Raw genomic sequence first — 25,126 nt, forward strand, 5'->3', positions numbered from 1 at the left:
GTCGCCGTCAGGCGGACTCGTCGTCCTCCGCGTCCGTCGCGCCGGCCGTCTGTTCCGGCCACAGCCAGGGATGCGGCGACGCGCGCCGGTAACCTTCCGCGCCCATCAGCAGATCGAGCGTGAGGCTCGCGAGGTCGTCCGCGAATGGATCGAACTCGTAGTCCTTCGCCTGGATGCCGATCTTGCGGTAAGTATGGCATTCGTCGCACGACTCCGCCTTCAGCACGGCGTTTTTCGTTTCGGCTTCGCGCGTGGCCGCGTCGGCGTCGGGCGAGCCGGCCACGTGGTACGCAATGCCTTTCGTCGAATCGCAGTTCGAGCATTTGCTTCGGACCATATGCCATTCGGTCGCGCACAGCCCGCATTGCAGATAGCGATAGTTGTCGTACGCGCCGCCGATGCGCAGCGTGCTGGCCACCGGATGCGAGCCGCATACCGGGCACAGGCCCGGTGTATCGAGGTACGGTACGGCGCGCTTGTCGATGTCGGCGGCGAGGTCGGTCCATACGACTTGCAGCGCGGCCATGATGAATGGCGCGCTCGCCGGCTCGACGTCGGCGAAGCGCTGCGCGAAGATCGCGTCGGCCTGCGCTTCGAGCGTGGCGACGTCGAGCGAGCGCAGTTGCGTGAACACCGCGACGAGCGGCGGCGTCAACGGACCCGCGGCTTCGATCTTGTCGAGCAGTTGCAGCAGCACGTCGCGCCACGCCGGATCGCGCGCGCCGGACAGCGCCGGAATCAGCGGCATCGAATACTGCTGCGCGCTCGCGATCAGCTCGGAGCTCGGCGGCTGCGCCTTGAAGTGCGCGAGCACCGCCTGCTGCGCATCGGCGAGCGCCGCCATCAGCCGCAGATAGCCGGCAATCGGATTGCCGCGCGAGGCGAGCTGGCGCAGGCGCGCGGCGCGCGGCGCGAACACCGCGAGCCGCTCCGGCATGCGGATGCGGGGGATTGCCGAGGGATCGAGCGACTCGATGTCGGCGGCTTCGAGAATTCGTTGAGCCAAGTTATCGACCTCTGAAAACGGAAGAGCCGCCGCCCGTCATCGACGTGGCGCGGCGGCCCGGTGCGCGGAGTGCTGCGTGCGGCGCATTGAAACACCCGCTGGGGCAGCGCCGATTGAGCATACTTTACTTGCCGATGATTTCCCTGAACCAGTTCGGATGGTGCTTGCGCGCCCAGCCATAAGTAACGGTGCCGCGCGTCATCGCACCTATGGAGCCCTTGACCCACAGCGCCGCATAGACATGCACGATGATGCCGACGATCAGCAGGAATGCCGTCACCGCGTGCACGAGCGCTGAGAGCCGGATCAGGTCCATCGGGAAGTAGAGCGAAAAGTAGCGCCGCCAGATCACGATGCCGCTCAGCAACAGCAGCAGCATACAGATCACCATCACGAAGAACAGCAGCTTCTGCCCGGCGTTGTACTTGCCGATTGCGGGCAGGCGCTCCTCGCGGTTGTTCAGCACGTCGCGGTACTGCTTCATCCACTGGATATCCGCCTGGTCCAGATAGTTGTGATGCCAGAAGCGCAACGCAAGAATCAGGAACGAGATGAACATCACGCAGCCGATGAACGGGTGCAGGATTCGCGTCCACTGTCCGCCGCCAAGCACGAAGTACAGAAACGCCATCGCCGGATGGAACATCGCGAGACCGGACAGCGCGAGCAGGATGAAACAGATTGCGGTGATCCAATGATTCGTGCGCTCGTTCGGCGTATAGCGCACGATCAGGCGGTTGCCCTTTACGTCCGTGAAGTCGGTGTGCTCAGAGTGGTTCATTGCTTACCCTCCCGCGAACGGCGCGCTTCTTCGGCTTCCTTGACGGCGGCGGCTTCGTCGGCCTCGGTCACCTCGTTCGGACCGACGCGCGTGTAGTGGAAGAAGCCCGCGAGCGCGGCGATCCCCATGATGGCGAGCCCGATCGGCTTGGCTATACCCTTCCACAACGTCACCATCGGACTGATGCGCGGATCGTCCGGCAGGCCGTGATACAGCGACGGCCGGTCGGCGTGATGCAGCACGTACATCACATGCGTGCCGCCGACCTTTTCCGGGTTATACAGGCCAGCGTTCTGGAAACCGCGCTCCTTCAGATCGACGATGCGGTCCTCGGCCTGCAGCTTCATGTCCTCCTTGGTGCCGAACATGATCGCGCCGGTCGGGCAGGTCTTCACGCAGGCCGGCTCCTGGCCGACCGCGACGCGGTCCGAACACAGCGTGCACTTGTACACACGGCGATCCTTCTTCGACATACGCGGTATGTTGAACGGGCAGCCGGCGATGCAGAAGCCGCAGCCGATGCAGTTCTCCTCGTGAAAATCCACGATGCCGTTCGTGTACTGCACTATTGCGCCCGGCGACGGACAGGCCTTCAGACAGCCCGGGTCTTCGCAGTGCATGCAGCCGTCCTTGCGGATCAGCCATTCGATATCGCCGGCGGAGTTCTCGTACTCCGCAAACCGCATGACGGTCCACGAATTCTCGGTCAGATCGGGTGGGTTATCGTAGACGCCGACGTTCACGCCGATCTCGTCGCGCAGATCGTTCCACTCCATGCAGGCCGTCTGACATGCCTTGCAGCCGATGCACTTCGATACGTCGATCAGCTTCGCGACCTGCCCGGTGGCCGGCGCGCGAGATACCGGCGGCTGCGTGGTCGTGGCCGAGACGCGTCTGATGTCCAGTGATTGCAGTGCCATCTCTTTACCTTATGCCTTTTCGACCTTGACGAGGAACGACTTGGTTTCCGGTGTCTGCGAGTTCCCGTCGCCCACCGGGGGCGTCAGCCCATTGACGAGATAGCCCGGCCTCGCGAGCCCCATGAAGCCCCAATGAATCGGCAGCCCGACGGTCTGCACCTTCTTGCCTTCGACAGTCAGCGGTTTGATGCGCTTCGTCACGACCGCGACGGCGATCAGATGCCCGCGGTTCGAACTCACTTTGACCCGGTCGCCGGCCACCACGCCGATCTCCTTCGCGAGGTCTTCGCCGATCTCGACGAACTGCTCGGGCTGGATGATCGCGTTCAGCTTCGCGTGCTTCGTCCAGTAGTGGAAATGCTCGGTCAGACGATAGCTGGTCGCCGTATGCGGGAAGTTCTCGTGCGTGCCGAACGTGGCCTTGTCGCCCGGGAACACGCGCGCCGCCGGGTTGCTGACGACCAGCTTGTTGTCCGGATGCAGCGGGTTGTAACCGAGCGGCGTCTCGAACGGTTCATAGTGCTCGGGGAACGGTCCTTCGACCATCGCGTCGCGCGCGAAGAATCGCGCGACGCCCTCCGGATTCATGATGAACGGATTCATGCCGCTGTCAGGCGGCTCGTCGACCTTGAAGTCCGGAATGTCGGCGCCCGACCACGTGCTGCCGTTCCACGCGATCAGCTTGCGCGTCGGATCGAACGGCTTGCCGTTCAGATCGCACGACGCGCGGTTGTACAGAACCCGCCGGTTCACCGGCCATGCCCACGCCCAGTTCAGCGTGTTGCCGATGCCGGTCGGGTCCGAGTTGTCGCGGCGGCCCATCTGATTGCCCGCCTGGGTCCACGCCCCGCAGAAGATCCAGCAGCCGCTCGAAGTCGAGCCGTCGTCGCGCAGCAGCGCGAAACTCGCGAGCTGCTCGCCTTTCTTCGCGAGCACCTTGGTCGGGTCCTTTGGATCGGTGACGTCCGCGAGCGCCTTGCCGTTGAACTCCATTGCGAGCTCTTCCGGCGTCGGGCTGTCCGGCTTCGCATAAGGCCAGCTCATGTTCAGGATCGGATCGGGATACTTGCCGCCGTCCTTGCGATAAGCGTCGCGAATCCGCAGCCACAGCCCAGCCATGATCTCGAGGTCGCTCTTCGCTTCGCCCGGGCCGTCCGCGCCCTGCCAGTGCCATTGCAGCACGCGGCTCGAACTGACGAGCGAGCCGCGTTCCTCGGCGAAGCAGGTGGTCGGCAGACGGAACACCTCGGTCTGGATCGATGCGCTGTCGACGTCGTTGAACGGGCCGTGGTTCTTCCAGAACTCCGACGTTTCGGTCGCGAGCGGATCCATGATCACGAGCCACTTCAGCTTGGCCAGAGCCGCGCCGTTCTTTGACTTGTACGGCGCGGCGGCAAGCGGGTTGAAGCCCTGCGCGATGTAGCCGTTCATCTTGCCCTGACTCATCAGCTCAAAGACCTGCAGCAGGTCGTACGACTTGTCGAGCTTCGGCAGATAGTCGAAAGCGAAGTTGTTCTCGGCGGTCGCCTTGTCGCCCCACCACGACTTCATGAAGCTCACGTGGAACGCGCGATAGTTGCGCCAGTAGCTCAGCTGGTTCGGCCGCAGCGGATGCTGGGTGCGCTTCTCGATGTAGGCGTCGAAGTCCTGCTCCGCTTCCGTTGGCAGCGTCATGTAGCCAGGCAGCAGGTTCGACATCAGGCCGAGGTCCGTCAGGCCCTGGATGTTCGAGTGACCGCGCAGCGCATTCATGCCGCCGCCCGCGATGCCGATGTTGCCGAGCAGCAGCTGTACCATCGCGCCGGTGCGGATGATCTGCGAGCCGATCGAGTGCTGGGTCCAACCGAGCGCGTACATGATCGTGGTCGCACGTCCCGGCACCGACGTCGCCGCGAGCATCTCGCACACGTGCAGGAACTTGTCCTTCGGCGTGCCGCAGATTTTTTCGACCTGCTCGGGCGTGTATCGCGAGTAATGCTTCTTCATCAGCTGATAGACGCAGCGCGGGTCCTGCAGCGTCGGGTCGACCTTGGCGAAGCCGTCGTCGCCGCGCTCGTAGTCCCACGAGGTCTTGTCGTAGCTGCGCTTGTCGGCGTTGTAGCCGGAGAACAGGCCGTCGTTGAACGCAAAGTCATCACGGACGATAAACGACACGTCCGTGTAGTTCTTCACGTACTCGTGCTGGATCTTGTCGTTCGTCAGCAGATAGTTGATCACGCCGCCGAGGAACGCGATGTCCGTGCCGGTGCGGATCGGCACGTAGTAGTCCGCGACCGACGCCGTGCGATTAAAGCGCGGGTCGACCACGATCAGGCGCGCCTTGCGGTGCGCCTTCGCTTCCGTGACCCATTTGAATCCGCATGGGTGGGCCTCGGCCGAATTGCCGCCCATCACGAGAATCAAGTCCGCGTTTCTGATGTCGACCCAATGGTTCGTCATCGCTCCACGGCCAAACGTCGGGGCAAGACCTGCCACCGTCGGGCCATGTCAGACACGCGCCTGATTGTCGAATCCAAGCATGCCAAGACTGCGGGCAGTCTTGTGCGTCAGATAACCTACCTCGTTACTGCTGGCCGACGCCGCGAGCATCCCGGTAGTCAGCCAGCGGTTGACCTTCTTGCCGTCTGCGGTCGTCTCGACGAAGTTCGCGTCCCGGTCTTCCTTCATCAGCTTCGCGATGCGGTCCAGCGCGTCTTCCCACGAGATGCGCTTCCACTCGTTCGCCCCGGCCGCGCGGTACTCGGGATAGCGCAGACGGCTCGGGCTATGGATGAAGTCGATCAGGCTCGCGCCCTTCGGGCACAGCGTGCCGCGATTGACCGGATGGTCGGGGTCGCCCTCGATGTGGAAGATGCTCGTCTTCACGTTCTTGGCTTCGTCGCCGAGGCCGTACATCAGGACGCCGCAGCCCACCGAGCAGTACGGGCAGGTGTTGCGGGTTTCGGTAGCACGCGACAATTTGTACTGACGGACTTCGGCCAGCGCGGGGGTCGGCGAGAAGCCCATCAGGGCTAGGCTCGATCCGGCGAGCGAGGTGGCAGAAACCTTCAGGAATTGTCGCCGAGTCATTTGCGTCATTGCATGGCCTCGGCTCTTTTGGGAACAAATTGATTATAGATGCCGTTGCACGACACGTAGCTCGATCGTAGTGCATTCGCCACCCGGGTAAATCAGACATGCGAAAGTCGCTTGAATGAACGGCGCTCTCTGCATGCACGATTTATTCCAGGCGCCGGGCACCGTTCATGCTGAATCCGCGAATGGTGAATTCAATTGACCTTCTCGACGGATTATTGCGCTCCTATGAAATCCTCTCCTTACTCCTGTCGCGTGGCAGCCGGCGCAGCCTCGCTTGCGCTTCTCGGCGCCGCACTGCTCGCCGCGAACTCCCCCAGCCTTGCGCAGATTCCCCAGTCGGGCGGCTCTTCGCACATGGAAAGCCGGTCGTCCGGGATGGGTTCGACGCCCGACCCGGGCGCGTCGGCGGTCCACGAATCACTGAAACCTCAGTCGAAAGACAGCGGGCAAGGTAACGCGCGCGGCAAAACCGCCGGCCAGGGACAAAAAGCCGAGGGCGCTGGCGGATTTAACAATGGCTTGTATGGGACCGGCGCAGGCAGCAATAAATAAGGCTTTGCAATCGTGCGGTAATTGGTTTGCTAATTGTCGACGGCGATCAATTCACGCGGCGGTGCGCAATTGTGTTAGCGCGTGAAGAATTCGTTTCATTGCGCGCACCTGCCGTTTGCATTTGCTTCGGCATTGGTACTTTCTACGCGGGCGTTTATCGTTCGGATATACCGCTTCGGCATTAAGCCAGTTTGCGGCCCGCGTCGACGCTGCACAGTATGAAAACTACCCTCATAATGCGGTCATTCGACGAACCCGAACTCCCGCCCTCATGACCCAAGTCCAAGCAAGCCAGTCGCCCCGCCTTACGAGCCTGTCGCACGGCGGCGGCTGCGGCTGCAAGATCGCGCCCGGCCTGCTCGCCGATCTGCTCAAGCGCAGCGCGCCGCTGCCGTTTTTCCCCGACCTGCTGGTCGGCAACGACACCGCCGACGACGCCGCCGTCTACAAGCTCAACGAGGACCAGGCGATCGTCGCGACCACCGATTTCTTCATGCCGATCGTCGACGATCCGTTCGACTTCGGCCGCATCGCCGCGACCAATGCGATTTCCGACGTCTACGCGATGGGCGGCAAGCCGATCATGGCGCTTGCGATCGTCGGCATGCCGATCAACGTGCTGCCGCACGACGTGATTGCGGCCGTGCTGAAAGGCGGCGAATCGGTGTGCGCGGACGCGGACATCCCGCTCGCGGGGGGCCATTCGATCGATTCGGTCGAGCCGATATACGGCCTCGTCGCGCTGGGCATCGTCGATCCGAAGCGCGTCAAGCGCAATGCGGGCGGGCGGCCCGGCGACGTGCTGATCCTCGGCAAGCCGCTCGGCGTCGGCATTCTGTCCGCGGCACTGAAAAAAGACCGGCTCGACGAGGCCGGCTACGCGGCCATGATCGGCGCGACCACCAAGCTGAACCGGCCGGGCGCCGAGCTGGCGCGGCTCGACGGCGTGCATGCGCTGACCGACATCACCGGCTTCGGCCTGCTCGGCCACACGCTGGAACTGGCGCGCGGCTCGAAGCTGACCGCGCGCGTGCGCTATGCTGACCTGCCGTGGCTGCCGAACGTCGCGAGCCTCGCGGAAGCCGGTATTTTCACCGGCGCATCGGGCCGCAACTGGGATGCCTATGGCCGCGACGTGGTGCTGCCCGCCACGTTGCCGTCGGCCGGCCGTGCGTTGTTGACCGATCCGCAGACGTCGGGCGGGCTGCTGGTGTCGTGCGCGCCCGAGGCGGTCGACGAGGTGCTCGCACTGTTCCGCGCCGATGGCTTCGCCGACGCGCGAGTGATCGGCGAGCTTGTGAGCGGTGAAGCGCGGGTCGAGGTCATCTGAGGCAGGCGGTTGAAGGAACGCGTCACTAGAGAACGCCTGAAAGGACGCATAACCTGCCCGAACGAGCCGCGCATGCGATAATTTCGGTCTTCCCGCGGTCCGTTTCGTCCCTACTCCCTTGAAAAGTCTTCTAGTCAGCCTCGATAAAGCCGGCGATTTCGATGAAATCGTCGACGTTCGCACGCCGCTCGAGTTCGAGGAAGACCATATTCCGGGCGCGACCAACGCGCCAGTGCTGAGCAACGAGGAACGCGTGCTGGTCGGCACGACCTACAAGCAGGTGTCGCCGTTCGAGGGCACGCGGCTCGGAGCGGCGCTCGTCGCGCGCAACATCGCGCATCATCTGGAAACCACGTTCGCCGACCGGCCGCGCAACTGGCGCCCGCTGATCTACTGCTGGCGCGGCGGCAAGCGCTCGGGGTCGGTCACGACGCTGTTCAACATGATCGGCTGGTCGGCGCGGCAACTCGAGGGCGGCTACAAGAGCTACCGGCGCGCCACGCTGGAGAGGCTCGAAACCCTGCCGCGCCGTTTCAGCTACATCGCGCTCGTCGGCCCGACCGGCAGCGGCAAGACACGGCTGCTGTCGGCGCTGCATGAGGCCGGCGCGCAAACGCTCGACCTCGAGGCGCTCGCCTCGCATCGCGGCTCGCTGCTCGGCGCGTACACGGGCGTGCAGCAGCCGTCGCAAAAGCGTTTCGACACGCTGCTCGTCACCGCGCTGCAAGACTTCGACGTGAACCGGCCGGTGTTCGTCGAGGCAGAAAGCCGGCGCATCGGCTCCGTCACGCTGCCGCTCGCGCTGCTCGAAACGTTTCATCGCGGCGCGTGCGTCGAGGTGCGTTCGAGCCGCGAGGATCGCGCGGCGTTTCTACTGCAGGATTACGCGCATCTGTTCGAGCATCCCGACTACTTCAAGGGACAGCTGGAACGGCTGATCGGCCTGCACAGCCGCGAGCGGGTCGCGGGCTGGCAGCGGCTCGTCGACGACAACCGGCGCGCCGAGCTCGCGCACGAACTGATCGAACTTCACTACGATCCCGCGTACGCGCGCAGCAGCGGCCAGCATTTCGATCAGCTGCCGAATGCGCTGCAACTCCATTTCCGCCCGAACGACGCCGACGTCGTCGAGCAGGCGAAAACGCTGCTCGCGCAGCTCGACACCCGTACGCTAGTCCTCGGTTGACTCACAACGACATTTAAGAACCATCATGCAATCAACCCTTCGGCAACCTCGCGTCACGTTTGGCTGGATCGTCTTCCTGCTGATCGCCGTCGTCGGCCTCTTCTATGTGAAGTGGTTTCCGTACTACAACCGCGCGTTCGTCGCCGCGAGCCAGCATTCGATCGGCAAGTCGATCCTGATGGGCACGTCCGCGAGTGCGCCGGCGGCCTCGTGGCAGGCCGCGATCGACTTCGCGCTCGCGTACGGCAAGGCGATCTGGCAGGCGATGGTGCTTGGGCTGCTGCTCGGCTCCGCGGTGCAAGCGCTGATTCCGCCGCAGTGGGTCGCGCGTGCGCTCGGTCGCGCCGACTTCAACAGTGTCGTCAAAGGCGGCCTGATGTCGTTGCCTGGCATGATGTGCACCTGCTGCGCGGCGCCGGTCGTCGCCGGCCTGCGCGCGCGCGAAGCGGCGCCGGGCGCGGCGATTGCTTTTTGGCTCGGTAACACCGCGCTGAATCCCGCGACGCTGATTTTCATGGGCTTGGTGCTCGGCTGGCAGTGGATGGGCCTGCGCCTCGCGCTCGGCATCGTGATGGTGTTCGGCCTCGGCTACCTCGTGAACCGCATGATCACGCCGCAGGAAGCGCAAGCGTCGCGAGAGGCCGTCGCGCAACTGGTCAGCGCCGACGATCCGGGCACCGCGTTCTCGCGCTGGGTCTCGATTCTCGGGCGCATGACGCTGCGGCTCGTGCCGGAATACATCGTGCTCGTGCTGATTCTCGGCGCGGCGCGCGCATGGCTGTTTCCGCACGTCGGCCCGGACGTCGACAACAGCCTGCTGTGGATCATCGCGCTGTCGGTCGCCGGCACGCTGTTCGTGATTCCGACCGCGGGTGAGGTGCCGATCATTCAGGCGATGCTGTCGTTCGGCATGGCCGCCGGCCCCGCCGGCGCGCTGCTGATGACGCTGCCGCTCGTCAGCGTGCCGTCGCTCGCGATGCTCGCGCGGTCGTTTCCGCGGCGCGTGCTGACGGTGGTGGCCTGTGCGGTGGTGGTGTGCGGTGTCGTCAGTGGTTTGCTGGCCGTTGCGCTGGGCTTTTGAGCCAGTATTCGAGTTCGAGTCGTAGAAGAAGGAAGCATGAAACGTATCGCCGCATTCGCCGTCACGTGTTGGTCCGCCGCCGGGCTGCTGTACGTTGGACAGCACTCGGTGGCGCTGATCGCGCTGAGCGGCGTCGTTGCTTTCGCGGGGTTCGATCTGCTGCGGCCTTGAAGGGGTCGTTGTTCGCAGTAGCGTTCGCGTTCGCCCGCGCCTAACCGGAAAGGGCCTCGCCAATCGCCGCGAGCCACAACACCACCGCGTGCGCGCCCGGGTCCACATGACCGATCGCTCGCTCGCCGACATAACTCGAACGCCCGCGGCGCGGATGCATCGAAGCGGTACGCGACGTGCCATCGATTGCCGCACAGACGGCGGCTTGCAATGCGGCATCCGTCGACGCTCCCTGAGCGAGTGCGTCATACAGCGCGTCGGCGGCGGGCTTCAGCGCATCGACCATCGTGCGATCGCCCGGCGTCGCGCCTCCGAGTTCCATCAATCCATCGACACCGGCGCTGAACGCCGTCGCCCATTGCCGTGCCGTGGCCCCGCCCGACGGTTCGAGCGCGGCCGCCGCGCGCAGCAGCATCACCGCGTATAGCGGACCCGACGTACCGCCCACCACGCGCCGCAGCGTCGCCGAGATGCCGCGCAACACCGCGCTCGGCGTGGTTGCGGACGCGTAGGAATCGAGTTCGAGCTGCACCGCGCGTGCGCCGCGCGCGAGGCTGATGCCGAGGTCGCCGTCGCCGACGCGCTGGTCCAGTTCGGTCAATATCGGCTCGGCTGCCAGCAGGCACTCGCAGACCGCTTCGATCGCTCGCCGCAGCGTCGCGTCACGCGCGAGCGTCGCGCCGCTCGCGCCTGGCGGCGCGGGTGGCGCCGCACGCACCGCGACCTGCGCGACGCGGCCGCTCAGCGCGGGCCATGCACTCGTATGCGAGGCGGCGTCGAGCAGGCTCAGCCGTTCGTCATCGACCCGCAGCAGCGTCAGCGACACGCCAGCCATTTCGAGCGCGCTCAGGAACGTGCCGGCCCACGCGCGCGCAACTTCGATGCCGCGCCCGGCGAGCTCGCGCAGCGCGGCGCCGGCTACCACGTGGAGCTCGCTCGATGGGGTGCCGCCAAGATTGTTGACGAGCAGCGCGACGCGCTCGCCGGCCTGCAACGCGAGATCGTCGCTGATCTTTGCCAGCAGCTTGCCGACCATCGCATCGGCCGGTTCCAGCGCACCGCGCGCCACCCCGGGTTCGCCATGAATGCCGAGGCCCCATTCGATTTCGCGATCGCCCAGTTCGAAGCCCGGCTTGCCCGCGGCCGGCACCGTGCACGGCGTCAGCGCGACGCCCATCGTGCCGAGCGCCGCGGCCGCTTCTTTGGCGATCCGCGCGACTTCCGGCAACGGCAATCCGCGCGCGGCCGCCGCGCCCGCGATCTTATGAACCAGCACCGTGCCCGCGAGTCCGCGACGGCCCGCGTGATCGCCGCTCGCGCTCAGCGCGACGTCGTCGGCGACGATCAGCATCTCGACGGGAATGCCCTCGGCGCGCGCGATTTCGGCCGCGAGGCCGAAGTTGAAGCGGTCGCCCGTGTAATTCTTGACGATCAGCAACGCGCCCGCGGGGCCGGCCACCGCTCGGATTGCGTCGAGCACGGCGTCGGTGGATGGCGATGTGAAGATCTCGCCGGCCACCGCCGCGCTCAGCATGCCGTGGCCGACGTAGCCGCCGTGCGCGGGCTCGTGGCCCGAGCCGCCGCCGGAGATCAGCGCGACCTCGCCACGCGCGGCCACGGCCTCGGCATCGGCGCGCAACACGATCGTGCCGCCCTGCAACAGCGAGAGCTGGGGATTGAGGGCGATGAGCCCGTCGAGCATGTCGGGGACCACGGTGGACACATCGTTGATGAGCTTCTTCATTGCGTCAGCTCCGTTGGATGCTGCCGGCAGCGCATGATCGAATGATGCGATGGCAACGGCAGTCGGGTCGTCGGCGAAAGCGGAAGGACTAACTGTACTGCGCATTGTCGAACGGCGACGCAACAGCGGCAGAGAACGCGTGAATGTGCGCGAGCTGCGAGCCACAAGCGGAGAACGGAAACGAAGGGGACGTGATGCCGAACGGCGAAACTGCGGGAACGACGGGATGGATTTGACTGGACCGTAGACGAAAGCGGAACCGCTTTCGTCTACGTCACAGATGCGTTGGTAGGCTCGATTGGATTCGAACCAACGACCCCCACCATGTCAAGGTGGTGCTCTAACCAACTGAGCTACGAGCCTTTAGAGGCGCGAATTATAGAGACTCGTTTCAGACTTCACAAGCCCTTGCGGCGATTTATCGAATCGCATGCGTGTTGATCAGTTGGTCGCGGTCCATTCGGTGTCAGGGTCCAATGGATAAACCGGCCGTTTCACGCGCTCGAATCTGAACAGACTGTAGTCCGAACTCGTGACGCCGCGACTATCGCATTCGACGAGCGCCGCCGCGATCGGCACGAAGACCGGCCGGCAATACATGCGTGATTTGAGCAGCAGAAAACGCGCGCGGCGCGGATCGATGCCGACGCTCTCGAACACGCCGAGATCCCACGGCTCGTGCGTGTGTTCGGTCACGACGAGTTTCACCGTGCCGGCGTCGAGCACTGCCGCACGCCCCATGTACGCGCGTTGGCCGGTGTAGGTCGGACCGCTGATCACGTATTCGCCGTCCGTCAGCGCGCGCACGACGCCGGTCAGGGCGAGCGGCGAACGCGAGGGCAAAGCATCGTTTGTCAGCTTGTTGCCGATCGCGAGCGTGACCGTGCTTCCGACCCCCGAGGCCGCCAGGGCCGCGACCGCCTGCGGGTCGCACAACGGCCCGCTGACGATGTCTTCGGAGGCCTTGCTTCAATGCTTCCTCGAGCAGATCCATCGTGTCGCACGTGCCGCCTGACATGCAGTTGTCGCCATGATCGAGCAGCAGCACCGGTTTGTCGGCGCCGCGCGCGAGCGACGCCGCCCGCGCGACCGATTCGGCAAGCGGCGCGCTGCGATAGACGAAATCGTCGCGCTCGTCCCAGATCTGTTGCGCGACACGCTCGGCGACCGCCTCGGCATCCGCGCGCTCGCCATTGCCTACTACAACGACGCTAATGCATGGCGCGTCGATATCGGCGAGCGAGAAGCCCGCCAGCACCGACACCGCGAGCATGCCGTCGGCCTCGGCGGCGCGCGCGGCGTCGAGCGCGCGTTTCATCGCGCCGTCGGCGCTCGCGCTGCGCAGCGTGTGCGTGAGCAGCGGCGGTTGACGCCACGCGATCACCGGCTTCGCGTGGCCGTCGATCATGTCGAACAGCAGGCGCGCCGCGTGCGCGCCAGTCTCGTACATGTCGACGTGCGGATAGGTTTTAAAACTGACGATGATGTCGGCGTTGTCGATCATCTTTTGAGTGACGTTGCCGTGCAGATCGAGTGCGACCGCGATCCGCGCGTGCGGCAACGACGCACGCACGCGCGCGAGCAGATCCCCTTCGCCGTCGGCCGAGTTCTCGGCGACCATCGCGCCGTGCAAATCGAGCATCACCGCGTCGCAACCCGTCGCGCCTGCCAGGATCGCGTCGCAGATCGTATCGTAGGCTGCGGCGTCCACCGGCCCGCTCGGATTCGCCATGGCGGAGATCGGCGTCACGATTTCGGCGTGCACGCGCTCGGCGGCGTCGATGAACGCGGCCATCGCCGTTTGCATGCCCTTGTTTTCGTCGAACGCGGCGCGGCCGTAGCTGGGACCGGTGCGGCCGAATGCGGCCAGCGGGGTTTCTACCGGCGAGAAAGTGTTGGTCTCGTGGTTCATTCGTGCGATCAGGATCTTCATATGCGTACGCTCCCTGTCCTCGACGCGGCGCTCAGCATCAGCTGCAGCAGCACCTTGAAGCCGGCTTCCAGATGATCGGCGCGCGTCCTCGATTTCGTCGTGGCTGATGCCGTCCTTGCACGGAACGAAGATCGTCGCGCTGGGTGTGATGCGCGCGAAATACACCGCGTCATTGCCCGCGCCGCTGGTTGCATCCGTCGAGGATAGACACCTCGAGCCAGCCGACCGTGGCGCGGCGACGCGGCGCATGATCGCGCGCCCGTTGCGGTTCGCCGCGTGGAGCCCGCTTCGATGCTTCCCGGGTCGAACGCAACTGGATGGCGCTTGCCGACGGGACTTGCTCCGTTCCGGCTTGCTGGTCGGCGTTGTTCCAGTTGTCATGATAGAGAGGTTTGGCCGAGGCTGACGGCCGGACGTCCGCGAGGCGGCAATGCGGCGACGCCTTTCCGTGGGCGAGGATGGGAGGGAAAACCGCTCGATCCGAGGGTAGCGAACGGCGCACCGCGGGCGATTTAGGTGTCAATCCGCCCCACTACGGACGCCGCGACATGCCGGCAATCTGGGCGCAAGTGGTCGCCAGCAAACGTTTTCGTCGAAGGAAGCGGGTAAAACGCAATGAAGGCTCAACCTTTCGCGAAGCGCGCCGTTATTGCATGTGCTCAGGCAAACCCCTTGGATCTCCATGGCACAACCGATTCCTTTCCGCAACTCTGGCGCCGCCCGCGCGCGGCATGCCAAAGCCATGCTGTTGCCCATCGCGCGCCAGATCGCCGACGATCTCGCGTTACGAGTTCATCTGTCGCTCGACGCATTGCGCCGCGGCGTCGGCACGACGAGCGATGCACAGACACTCACGCAGATCATGCTGTTGACCAGCTATCTCGCCGATGCCGGCTTCGGCTCGATGAGCCATGAAGAACTCCACGCCGCGGATCGCGCCTCGGCGGTGGTGTTCGACGCAGGTCGGGAACGCGACGAATGGAAGCTGGACGAAGCAGGATTCGAGCTCTTTGCATCGATCGCTACGAGGTACGATCGACAACTGCATCGCGCTCCGCTTTGGGCGATTACGGAGGCCAGTGAGAGACTAGACCGCTTTATCGCAGGGAGATCCGATCGAGCGCCGGCGCGTAAGCGGGCATAGCGGTTTTGGAGGAAGTGCTGACCGCCTGAGCCAGAAGGAGACGGATTTTGGACGAACGTGTCGGAAGTCGCCGGGTTACGCGGATGCGCTGCGGATCGGAAAGTAGTGAAGCGCGCGGAATTGACCGCGTAAACGCAAAAACCCCACCGCTGGGCGGTGGGGTTTCTGGCTTTTGGGGGAGCCTGACGATTACCTACTTTCACACGGGCAATCCGCACTATCATCGGCGTGGAGTCGTTTCACGGTCCTGTTCGGGATGGGAAGGGGTGGGACCGACTCGCTATGGTCATCAGGCATGACGGGTTGCTGCGTCGCAGTCGGGTTGGGGTCAACCCGGCGCCACAGCCAATCGGGAAGAAGCGTAAAGGATTCGTGTTTTGGGGTTGTGTTGTTTCTGGCACAACACCGATCTCAAACTGCATGTCTTCATCCCCTTCGGGGATCGGACACCCGTAAGCGCTGAAGCGCTAACGGTTGTCGAGACACACCTGTTATAGGATCAAGCCTTACGGGCAATTAGTATCAGTTAGCTCAGTACATTACTGTACGTGCACACCTGACCTATCAACGTCCTGGTCTTGAACGACCCTTCAAGGGGCTCGAAGCCCCGGGGATATCTCATCTTAAGGCGAGTTTCCCGCTTAGATGCTTTCAGCGGTTATCTCTTCCGAACATAGCTACCCGGCGATGCCACTGGCGTGACAACCGGTACACCAGAGGTTCGTCCACTCCGGTCCTCTCGTACTAGGAGCAGCCCCCTTCAAATATCCAGCGCCCACGGCAGATAGGGACCAAACTGTCTCACGACGTTTTAAACCCAGCTCACGTACCTCTTTAAATGGCGAACAGCCATACCCTTGGGACCGGCTACAGCCCCAGGATGAGATGAGCCGACATCGAGGTGCCAAACACCGCCGTCGATATGAACTCTTGGGCGGTATCAGCCTGTTATCCCCAGAGTACCTTTTATCCGTTGAGCGATGGCCCTTCCATACAGAACCACCGGATCACTATGACCTGCTTTCGCACCTGTTCGACTTGTCAGTCTCACAGTCAAGCACGCTTATGCCATTGCACTATCAGCACGATTTCCGACCGTACCTAGCGTACCTTCGTACTCCTCCGTTACACTTTGGGAGGAGACCGCCCCAGTCAAACTGCCTACCATGCACTGTCCCCGATCCGGATCACGGACCAAGGTTAGAACCTCAAACAGATCAGGGTGGTATTTCAAGGACGGCTCCACGCAAACTGGCGTTCACGCTTCACAGCCTCCCACCTATCCTACACAGACCGGTTCAAAGTCCAATGCAAAGCTACAGTAAAGGTTCATGGGGTCTTTCCGTCTAGCCGCGGGGAGATTGCATCATCACAAACACTTCAACTTCGCTGAGTCTCGGGAGGAGACAGTGTGGCCATCGTTACGCCATTCGTGCAGGTCGGAACTTACCCGACAAGGAATTTCGCTACCTTAGGACCGTTATAGTTACGGCCGCCGTTTACCGGGACTTCAATCAGGAGCTTGCACCCCATCATTTAATCTTCCGGCACCGGGCAGGCGTCACACCCTATACGTCCACTTTCGTGTTTGCAGAGTGCTGTGTTTTTATTAAACAGTCGCAGCCACCAGTTTATTGCAACCCCTTCACCCTCCTGGCGCAGGCCAGTCAAGCTACCAGGGCGTACCTTATCCCGAAGTTACGGTACCAATTTGCCGAGTTCCTTCTCCCGAGTTCTCTCAAGCGCCTTAGAATACTCATCTCGCCCACCTGTGTCGGTTTGCGGTACGGTCACTGTGAAACTGAAGCTTAGAGGCTTTTCCTGGAACCCCTTCCAGTTGCTTCGCTTCCGAAGAAGCTCGCGCCACACCCTTGAGTCCTGTGCCCGGATTTGCCAGGGCACCCTCTCCAATGCAGCGACCGGGACTTCCAACACCCGGACAACCTTCCGCGATCCGTCCCCCCATCGCATTTCACAATGGTGCAGAAATATTAATCTGCTTCCCATCAGCTACGCATTTCTGCCTCGCCTTAGGGGCCGACTCACCCTACGCCGATGAACGTTGCGTAGGAAACCTTGGGCTTACGGCGAGGGGGCCTTTCACCCCCTTTATCGCTACTCATGTCAGCATTCGCACTTCCGATACCTCCAGCACACTTTCCAGTGCACCTTCGCAGGCTTACGGAACGCTCTCCTACCATGCACATAAATGTGCATCCGCAGCTTCGGTATATGGCTTAGCCCCGTTACATCTTCCGCGCAGGACGACTCGATCAGTGAGCTATTACGCTTTCTTTAAAGGGTGGCTGCTTCTAAGCCAACCTCCTGACTGTTTTAGCCTTCCCACTTCGTTTCCCACTTAGCCATATTTGGGGACCTTAGCTGGCGGTCTGGGTTGTTTCCCTCTTGACACCGGACGTTAGCACCCGATGTCTGTCTCCCGTGATTGCACTCTTCGGTATTCGGAGTTTGCTATGGCGTAGTAATCCGCAATGGACCCCACAACCATGACAGTGCTCTACCCCCGAAGGTGATACACGAGGCACTACCTAAATAGTTTTCGGAGAGAACCAGCTATTTCCAGGTTTGTTTAGCCTTTCACCCCTATCCACAGCTCATCCCCTAACTTTTCAACGTTAGTGGGTTCGGTCCTCCAGCACGTGTTACCGTGCCTTCAACCTGGCCATGGATAGATCACCTGGTTTCGGGTCTACACCCAGCGACTGGACGCCCTGTTCGGACTCGCTTTCGCTACGCCTGCCCTAATCGGTTAAGCTCGCCACTGAATGTAAGTCGCTGACCCATTATACAAAAGGTACGCCGTCACCCCTTCGCAGAGGCTCCGACTGTTTGTATGCATGCGGTTTCAGGATCTGTTTCACTCCCCTCCCGGGGTTCTTTTCGCCTTTCCCTCACGGTACTGGTTCACTATCGGTCGATCACGAGTATTTAGCCTTGGAGGATGGTCCCCCCATCTTCAGACAGGATTTCACGTGTCCCGCCCTACTTCTCGTACACCTAGTTCTTTCCCGCTGTTTTCGTCTACAGGGCTATCACCTGCTATGGCCGCACTTTCCAGAGCGTTCGACTAACAATGAGAATAAAGAGTACAGGCTCATCCCATTTCGCTCGCCACTACTTTGGGAATCTCGGTTGATTTCTTTTCCTGCGGTTACTTAGATGTTTCAGTTCACCGCGTTCGCTTCACGTAGCCTATGGATTCAGCTACGGATACTCCATTAGGAGTGGGTTTCCCCATTCGGACATCTCCGGATCAAAGCTCGTTTGCCAGCTCCCCGGAGCTTTTCGCAGGCTACCGCGTCCTTCATCGCCTGTGATCGCCAAGGCATCCACCACATGCACTTGTTCGCTTGACCCTATAACGGGTGTGTCTCAATGATTGCTCACCGCAGATCACATGCCGCTACAGGTTGAGTATTCGTGTTGCGCCGTATTCCAAAGGCAATCTCTCGATTCCCTTAAAATACATCGATACAATCACAACCCTGATTCACCTACTCGCATACCCATCTCCAGGTACGCTTTCGTGAATCTCTTTACTACTTCTTCCTGATTGTTAAAGAACGACAGCCGATATCACGATTGAATCGTGTACCGCTCTGACTGGCTCAATCGCCAATGCGCAACGCTCTGCCTTCAGGCAGAACCCTGCGCATTGAGGATTGGTGGAGGATGACGGGATCGAACCGACGACCCCCTGCTTGCAAAGCAGGTGCTCTCCCAGCTGAGCTAATCCCCCGGTCATACCCGACTCAAGGGTGTCCCAGTCAGCACCAGCAGACAAAGATGGTGGGTCTGGATGGATTCGAACCATCGACCCCCGCCTTATCAAGACGGTGCTCTAACCGACTGAGCTACAGACCCCTGAGTCTGTCTGCGTTGCTTCTCTAAACCACAGCCGATAAGCGTGAGCACTTGAATGCACTGAATGCATAGCTCTGGAAAGGAGGTGATCCAGCCGCACCTTCCGATACGGCTACCTTGTTACGACTTCACCCCAGTCATGAATCCTACCGTGGTGACCGTCCTCCTTGCGGTTAGACTAGCCACTTCTGGTAAAACCCACTCCCATGGTGTGACGGGCGGTGTGTACAAGACCCGGGAACGTATTCACCGCGGCATGCTGATCCGCGATTACTAGCGATTCCAGCTTCACGCACTCGAGTTGCAGAGTGCGATCCGGACTACGATCGGTTTTCTGGGATTGGCTCCACCTCGCGGCTTGGCAACCCTCTGTTCCGACCATTGTATGACGTGTGAAGCCCTACCCATAAGGGCCATGAGGACTTGACGTCATCCCCACCTTCCTCCGGTTTGTCACCGGCAGTCTCCCTGGAGTGCTCTTGCGTAGCAACTAGGGACAAGGGTTGCGCTCGTTGCGGGACTTAACCCAACATCTCACGACACGAGCTGACGACAGCCATGCAGCACCTGTGTGATGGCTCCCTTTCGGGCACTCCCGGCTCTCACCAGGATTCCATCCATGTCAAGGGTAGGTAAGGTTTTTCGCGTTGCATCGAATTAATCCACATCATCCACCGCTTGTGCGGGTCCCCGTCAATTCCTTTGAGTTTTAATCTTGCGACCGTACTCCCCAGGCGGTCAACTTCACGCGTTAGCTACGTTACCAAGCCAATGAAGGCCCGACAACCAGTTGACATCGTTTAGGGCGTGGACTACCAGGGTATCTAATCCTGTTTGCTCCCCACGCTTTCGTGCATGAGCGTCAGTATTGGCCCAGGGGGCTGCCTTCGCCATCGGTGTTCCTCCACATCTCTACGCATTTCACTGCTACACGTGGAATTCCACCCCCCTCTGCCATACTCCAGCGCTGCAGTCACCAATGCAGTTCCCAGGTTAAGCCCGGGGATTTCACATCGGTCTTACAGCACCGCCTGCGCACGCTTTACGCCCAGTAATTCCGATTAACGCTCGCACCCTACGTATTACCGCGGCTGCTGGCACGTAGTTAGCCGGTGCTTATTCTTCCGGTACCGTCATCCCTCACGGATATTAGCCACGAGGTTTTCTTTCCGGACAAAAGTGCTTTACAACCCGAAGGCCTTCTTCACACACGCGGCATTGCTGGATCAGGCTTGCGCCCATTGTCCAAAATTCCCCACTGCTGCCTCCCGTAGGAGTCTGGGCCGTGTCTCAGTCCCAGTGTGGCTGGTCGTCCTCTCAGACCAGCTACAGATCGTCGGCTTGGTAGGCCTTTACCCCACCAACTACCTAATCTGCCATCGGCCGCCCCTTGAGCGCGAGGTCCCGAAAGATCCCCCGCTTTCCTCCACAGAGCGTATGCGGTATTAATCCGGCTTTCGCCGGGCTATCCCCCACTCCAGGACACGTTCCGATGTATTACTCACCCGTTCGCCACTCGCCACCAGACCGAAGTCCGTGCTGCCGTTCGACTTGCATGTGTAAGGCATGCCGCCAGCGTTCAATCTGAGCCAGGATCAAACTCTTCAGTTCAAACCTGTTACTGTTTTCGGTTCCGCAGTTTCCTGCTGACGAACCGGTCGCTCACTCAACGTACTGACGATGATCAATCCGTCTTTCGACAGATAAACCTTCCTCTAATACTGTGTGAGGCTTCTGATACTTTTGCCTTGCAGCAGATTCATACGAACCCGCCGCCGCATTCCGCATCAAGCGCCCACACTTATCGGCTGTTAGTTTTTAAAGATCGATCCGCCCAACCCGCAGCGCCTGAACTACCACCACCCGGCACTGCTTCGTTTGCGTCGCTGCGTCTGCAGCAGAGAAACGAGATTATGGAGAGCGATCGACAACCCGTCAAGCCCTTCTGCGAATTTCTTTTGGGGACGCCACGTGGGGATATGGCCCCTATAGATAAGAAAACGGTAAGCCCCCTTGTGCAAGGACCAATGCGCCCCTATCTACCTTATGTCCCGCGCATGCACACGGACTCCGCACGCGCAGTCTCACGCATGCATGCGACAACAGCGACGATGATTTGATGTGCACCCATGAGCGCGAACCCCCAAGCTCGTATATAATGCGAGCCGCGCAAAATTTCGCATGTCCATCGGCCCGCTTCGAGCGGGCTCATCTTTTTTGCTCCCCAGAGCACAGCCCAACAACCGCGTTGAGTCACATCAGGTGATGCTGAGCCCTGCTCGAAACGCCTGACGGTAGCGTCTTGCGTCTCATAGCGAAGCCTCTAGAGGAAATTACGTGAACCCTTTTGATCGCGAAGATTCGCAACACGAAACCGCCGCCTTCACTGCCAAAGTTCCGTCCGGCCGTTCGGCCAAAGGCAAGGGCGCCGGCAAAGCGATCCCTGTGGCAGCCGAGCTGCCGCCGCAACAAGCCGAAGAACGCCAGCGCCTGATGCGCGCACTGATCCAGCTGGGTAAAGAGCAAGGCTATCTGACCCACGCGCAGATCAACGACCACCTGCCCGACAACTTCACCGCAACCGCCGCGATCGACAGCATCGTCAGCGCGTTCAGCGATATGGGCGTGCAAGTGTACGAGCAAGCCCCGGACGCAGAAACGCTGCTGCTCAACTCGAACTCCCCCGCCGTGGTGTCGGACGACCAGGCCGACGAGGAAACCGAAGTCGCGCTGTCGACCGTCGACTCTGAATTCGGCCGCACCACCGACCCCGTGCGTATGTACATGCGCGAAATGGGCGCGACTGAGCTGCTCACCCGCGCAGGTGAAATCGCGATCGCGAAGCGAATCGAAGACGGCCTGCACGAAATGGTGCAAGCGATCGCAGCATGCCCGCTCGCGATCTCCGCGATCCTCGCAAGTGCGCAGCAGGTTGCCGACGGCGAGTTGCGCATCGACGAACTCGTCGACGGTCTGAATGAAGAGACGGCCGCCGCGGAAGAAGTCGCGAGTGCCGACGCGGACGCCGACGAAGACAGCGATGCCGACGAAGACAGCGAAGATGAAGACAACGACGACGTCGGTCCGGCCGATTCGTCGGCGGCGGACGAAGCTCGCCTGAAGCAGCTCACGAGCGATTGCCTCGAAATCTTCGCCCAGGTCGGCATTCTGTTCGACCAGATGAACGCGTCGCACACGCGCGGCGACGTCACCTCGAAGGCCTATCTGCGCGCACGCGAAGACATTCAGCAGCACCTCGCGAAGATCCGCTTCACCGCACGCACGATCGACCGTCTGTGCGGCGACGTGCAGCACCAGGTCGCGCAAGTGCGCGCGATCGAGCGCAACATCTTGCAGATCGTCGTCTCGAAGGCTGGCATGCCGCGCGAGAAGTTCATCGAGACGTTCGCGGGTAGCGAGGCCGATCTCGGCTGGACCGAGCGTGCCGCGCGCACCGGCGCGTCGACCTATGGTGCGGCGCTCGAGCGTCATCTGCCGGCCATCCAGTCCGAACAGCAGAAGCTCATCGACATCGAGGCGACGGTGTCGCTGCCGCTCAAGCATCTGAAAGAGATCAACCGCCAGATGGTTGCGGCCGAATCGAAGATGCGCAAGGCCAAGAGCGAGATGATCGAGGCGAACCTGCGTCTCGTGATCTCGATCGCGAAGAAGTACGTGAACCGCGGCATGCTGTTCCTCGACCTGATCCAGGAAGGCAACATCGGTCTGATGAAGGCCGTGGACAAGTTCGAATACCGTCGTGGCTGGAAGTTTTCGACGTATGCGACGTGGTGGGTCCGCCAGGCCGTCACGCGTTCGCTCGCCGATCAGGCCCGCACGATCCGCGTGCCGGTGCACATGATCGAAACGATCAACAAGCTGAACCGCATTTCGCGCGAGATCCTGCAGCAGACCGGCCAGGAAGCGCATCCGGCGGTGCTCGCGGAACGCATGGAGTTGTCGGAAGAGAAGGTGCGCGGGATTCTGAAGATCGCGAAGCAACCGGTATCGCTCGAAACGCCGGTCGGCGACGACGGCGATGCGACGCTGGGCGACATGATCGAAGACGCGGCCGTGTCGTCGCCGGCGGATGCCGCGATGCAGGCCGACCTGCGTGCCGCAATCGACGACGCGCTCGATTCCCTGTCGCCGCGTGAAGCGAAGGTGCTGCGCATGCGCTACGGCATCAACACGAAGTCGGATCACACGCTCGAAGAAGTGGGTAAGCAGTTCGACGTGACGCGCGAGCGGATCCGTCAGATCGAGAGCAAGGCGATGCGCAAGCTCATGCATCCGAGCCGCGCGGACCGTCTGAAGTCGTTCCTCGATCGATAAGCGTTTGCCACGCTTGCCGTGCGCGCCGCACGGCAAGTCACAAACGTCGTCATACACAAGCAGCGGGATGAACCGGTCGACGGTGAGTCCCGCTGTTTGCTTTTGTGCTGTACCTTCCCGGTAGCCTTACGCGCGCGAGCTCTCCGCTTCGCGTCTCCCCTGTTGTCCACAGATTTTGGGAACAAGCTTGTGGACAAGCTGCGCATGACTGCGCTAACTCATTGAGCGTACAGCGTTTCGCGCTGGCGCCTTCGATGAGTCGCGTGTCCTATCGGTTGCCGCACACCGTGCAAACCACCGCCCAACCTTGGACGCTCAACGCGAGGCCAAGCTCAAAAGGCGCCACCATGATCCAGCAGGTTCAGCATGCCCTCGCCGGTCAGCGGCGCAGCCACGGTGCTTTGCGCCAGCATGTGCGCGTCGAGGTAGCCGGAAACCTGCAGCGTGTCGGCGGCAAAGCGCATCAGCCGATGCAGCACGATAGGCGCGCCGCAGCCGAGCGTGAACACGATGATCGCAAGATTGCCGCACTGCAAGCCGAGCAGACGCGCAACGCTGACGTTGCTGCCGAAATGCAATTGCGAGCCGAGCGACGTATTGCCCATCACATGGCGCGTCAGCGCGGCGACATAGAAGCCGCGGATCAGCATCGTGCCGATCGAGAACAGCGCATAAAACAAAAACAGCGATCCGAGCGCGGCCCGCCACGGCGCCACACCCACCCCAGACAAGTGGCCGACATGCATCGGTGCGAGAGCGCCCTTCAGAAACACCATGAACAGCACCGCAAAAAGAGCGACCACGCCGACGAACGTAACGAGGAACAGACCGTAGACAACCCGCGCGCGCCCCTTGAAGCGAAACGCCAGGCTACCGAAGCCACTCGCGTTGATGCGGCGCTCCGTCAGACGCATCGACGTCCACGGCAACATCTGGCCAAGCGTGACAACGCACAACAGCGCATACAGCAGCGCGCGCACACCGTAGCCGAGCGCCGAGCCGGTCATGCCGCCGCGAACACCGCACCACTGCGTGCGGCTCAGCCGATAGCGCTGCGCGCTGAAAATCGCGCCCGCCGCGAACACGACGATCAGCAGATAAAACGCGAAGACAGGCAGCGAACCGAGTGCCGCGCTTTTCGTCTGCATGCGCAAGACCACACTCAACGCGCCAGCCGCAAACGTCGCGCCCAACACGACCACGATCGCGACGAGAAAGCCCTTGAATAGCTCGCCCCCGGTGCCGGTGTACTCGAAGCGCTCGTCCTGAAAGCGCATGTGCGACCAGACATAGCGGCGGTTGTTCGTGGTCGCCCAGAAGCGGTAAATGCCGAGCGTCACGATTTGCAGCAGAAGGCTTCTGAAAAAGATGCCGTAGAGGTCGCCGAGCGTGCCGTCGTAGATCAGCAGCGGCCGCTTCTCGTCGAGTGAATTCATTGCGTTGCCCTCTTTTCTTCGTTTAACGTTTTTGTGGCCCGGTCACGCATACTATTGCGGCACTCATATGCGGCATGCGTGGGCGAACGCGACGGGCGACGGTGCTTTCCCGTGCGAAGGCCGGCTCGCGTGGTGCGAGCCCATGCAAAACCTGTCTTTCAGACACGCAGGGAATCACGCAAAACGGAAACCGACCGGCAAACACATAATTACACGGTTTCGTATATTTATAAATGGCATTTCCGCATATAAATCGGCCACTTCCATTACGAAATTTGGCAAGGCGCGAATTTATTCAATTCGCATAATCTTGAATTAACGCGCGCAATAACGATTTCATTGGGGCGATCATTTGACGGTCCACTCGCGAGTGCGCACCGGCCGCCGTGGCAATCCTGCAGCATTGCCCGCGGCTTGACACGGCCGACCTGGAGCGGAATGCGCGGACGAAAACGATTGCGCATTCGCACGCAACGCAATTCACATTAATAAGGAATGCGGTGAATTCTGCTAAATCGCCACAATTTTTGGCACTGGAATAAAA

13 protein-coding genes, 3 tRNA genes, 3 rRNA genes and 1 pseudogene are annotated in these 25,126 nt (G+C 61.7%); 7 read left to right on the forward strand and 13 right to left on the reverse strand.

The genetic code is table 11. The features are described 5' to 3' along the window. Positions 1–7 precede the first annotated feature (7 nt). From fdhE to fdnG, 4 genes are all read right to left on the reverse strand, one after another. Positions 8–1,006 carry a formate dehydrogenase accessory protein FdhE gene (fdhE, locus tag QFZ91_RS36775; protein WP_429570278.1) on the reverse strand — a complete coding sequence of 333 codons (999 nt, stop codon included), beginning with the start codon at positions 1,004–1,006 and terminating at the stop codon, positions 8–10. Positions 1,007–1,130: 124 nt separating this feature from the next. Next, a complete protein-coding gene (locus QFZ91_RS36780) occupies positions 1,131–1,787 on the reverse strand; it encodes a formate dehydrogenase subunit gamma (RefSeq protein WP_429570279.1) in 657 nt (218 codons plus the stop codon). Next, positions 1,784–2,707, reverse strand: a complete 924-nt coding sequence (gene fdxH / locus QFZ91_RS36785; protein WP_429570280.1) for a formate dehydrogenase subunit beta — start codon at positions 2,705–2,707, stop codon at positions 1,784–1,786. The genes QFZ91_RS36780 and fdxH overlap by 4 nt, the downstream gene beginning before the upstream one ends. Positions 2,708–2,716: 9 nt before the next feature. Then, entirely contained in the window at positions 2,717–5,785 is a 3,069-nt protein-coding gene (gene fdnG / locus QFZ91_RS36790) for a formate dehydrogenase-N subunit alpha (RefSeq protein ID WP_429570281.1), read from the reverse strand. Positions 5,786–6,010: 225 nt separating this feature from the next. Between fdnG and QFZ91_RS36795 the strand changes: the two genes are divergently transcribed. The 5 genes from QFZ91_RS36795 to QFZ91_RS36815 all read left to right on the forward strand — a co-directional run bounded on the left by QFZ91_RS36795 (position 6,011) and on the right by QFZ91_RS36815 (position 10,105). Beyond that, complete coding sequence (locus tag QFZ91_RS36795; protein WP_429570282.1) at positions 6,011–6,337, forward strand: beta-xylosidase; 327 nt, start codon at positions 6,011–6,013, stop codon at positions 6,335–6,337. A gap of 271 nt (positions 6,338–6,608) precedes the next feature. Further along, positions 6,609–7,667 carry a selenide, water dikinase SelD gene (selD, locus tag QFZ91_RS36800; protein WP_429570283.1) on the forward strand — a complete coding sequence of 353 codons (1,059 nt, stop codon included), beginning with the start codon at positions 6,609–6,611 and terminating at the stop codon, positions 7,665–7,667. A 118-nt stretch (positions 7,668–7,785) separates the two neighbouring features. Then, positions 7,786–8,853, forward strand: a complete 1,068-nt coding sequence (gene mnmH, locus QFZ91_RS36805) for a tRNA 2-selenouridine(34) synthase MnmH (protein WP_176107288.1) — start codon at positions 7,786–7,788, stop codon at positions 8,851–8,853. Positions 8,854–8,878: 25 nt separating this feature from the next. Next, entirely contained in the window at positions 8,879–9,934 is a 1,056-nt protein-coding gene (locus QFZ91_RS36810; RefSeq protein WP_429570284.1) for a permease, read from the forward strand. A gap of 36 nt (positions 9,935–9,970) precedes the next feature. Beyond that, positions 9,971–10,105 (forward strand): hypothetical protein, encoded by a 135-nt coding sequence (locus QFZ91_RS36815; RefSeq protein ID WP_018424239.1) that lies wholly within the window; start codon positions 9,971–9,973, stop codon positions 10,103–10,105. 40 nt (positions 10,106–10,145) lie between these two features. Here the strand turns inward: QFZ91_RS36815 and dhaL are convergent, their stop codons facing one another. The 3 genes and pseudogenes from dhaL to QFZ91_RS36830 form a co-directional block, all read right to left on the reverse strand. Next, positions 10,146–11,849 carry a dihydroxyacetone kinase subunit DhaL gene (gene dhaL, locus QFZ91_RS36820; RefSeq protein WP_429570285.1) on the reverse strand — a complete coding sequence of 568 codons (1,704 nt, stop codon included), beginning with the start codon at positions 11,847–11,849 and terminating at the stop codon, positions 10,146–10,148. A gap of 286 nt (positions 11,850–12,135) precedes the next feature. Next, positions 12,136–12,212, reverse strand: a tRNA-Val gene (locus QFZ91_RS36825). Between the two features lie 78 nt (positions 12,213–12,290). Next, positions 12,291–13,782 (reverse strand): annotated as a pseudogene (locus QFZ91_RS36830) (M81 family metallopeptidase). Positions 13,783–14,464: 682 nt separating this feature from the next. Between QFZ91_RS36830 and QFZ91_RS36835 the strand changes: the two are divergent. Next, positions 14,465–14,926, forward strand: coding sequence for a hypothetical protein (locus QFZ91_RS36835; protein WP_429570952.1), 462 nt, complete (start codon positions 14,465–14,467; stop codon positions 14,924–14,926). Between the two features lie 180 nt (positions 14,927–15,106). Here QFZ91_RS36835 and rrf read toward each other — a convergent pair. The 5 genes from rrf to QFZ91_RS36860 form a co-directional block, all read right to left on the reverse strand. Beyond that, positions 15,107–15,220: ribosomal RNA gene (rrf, locus tag QFZ91_RS36840) — 5S ribosomal RNA — on the reverse strand. A 201-nt stretch (positions 15,221–15,421) separates the two neighbouring features. After that, positions 15,422–18,303 (reverse strand): 23S ribosomal RNA (locus QFZ91_RS36845). A gap of 307 nt (positions 18,304–18,610) precedes the next feature. After that, positions 18,611–18,686: transfer RNA gene (locus QFZ91_RS36850), tRNA-Ala, on the reverse strand. A gap of 48 nt (positions 18,687–18,734) precedes the next feature. Next, positions 18,735–18,811, reverse strand: a tRNA-Ile gene (locus tag QFZ91_RS36855). Positions 18,812–18,889: 78 nt separating this feature from the next. Then, positions 18,890–20,422: ribosomal RNA gene (locus QFZ91_RS36860) — 16S ribosomal RNA — on the reverse strand. Together the 16S, 23S and 5S rRNA genes with 2 tRNA genes alongside form the textbook arrangement of a ribosomal RNA operon. Positions 20,423–21,148: 726 nt before the next feature. Between QFZ91_RS36860 and rpoD the strand changes: the two genes are divergently transcribed. Beyond that, complete coding sequence (gene rpoD, locus QFZ91_RS36865) at positions 21,149–23,146, forward strand: RNA polymerase sigma factor RpoD (protein WP_176126339.1); 1,998 nt, start codon at positions 21,149–21,151, stop codon at positions 23,144–23,146. A gap of 332 nt (positions 23,147–23,478) precedes the next feature. On the opposite strand, the gene QFZ91_RS36870 is transcribed toward rpoD, so the two are convergent. Then, complete coding sequence (locus QFZ91_RS36870; protein ID WP_429570286.1) at positions 23,479–24,582, reverse strand: YjgN family protein; 1,104 nt, start codon at positions 24,580–24,582, stop codon at positions 23,479–23,481. Positions 24,583–25,126: the final 544 nt, after the last annotated feature.

The organism is Paraburkholderia sp. JPY419 (genome assembly GCF_050435705.1).
In the GTDB taxonomy this organism is placed as follows: domain Bacteria; phylum Pseudomonadota; class Gammaproteobacteria; order Burkholderiales; family Burkholderiaceae; genus Paraburkholderia; species Paraburkholderia youngii.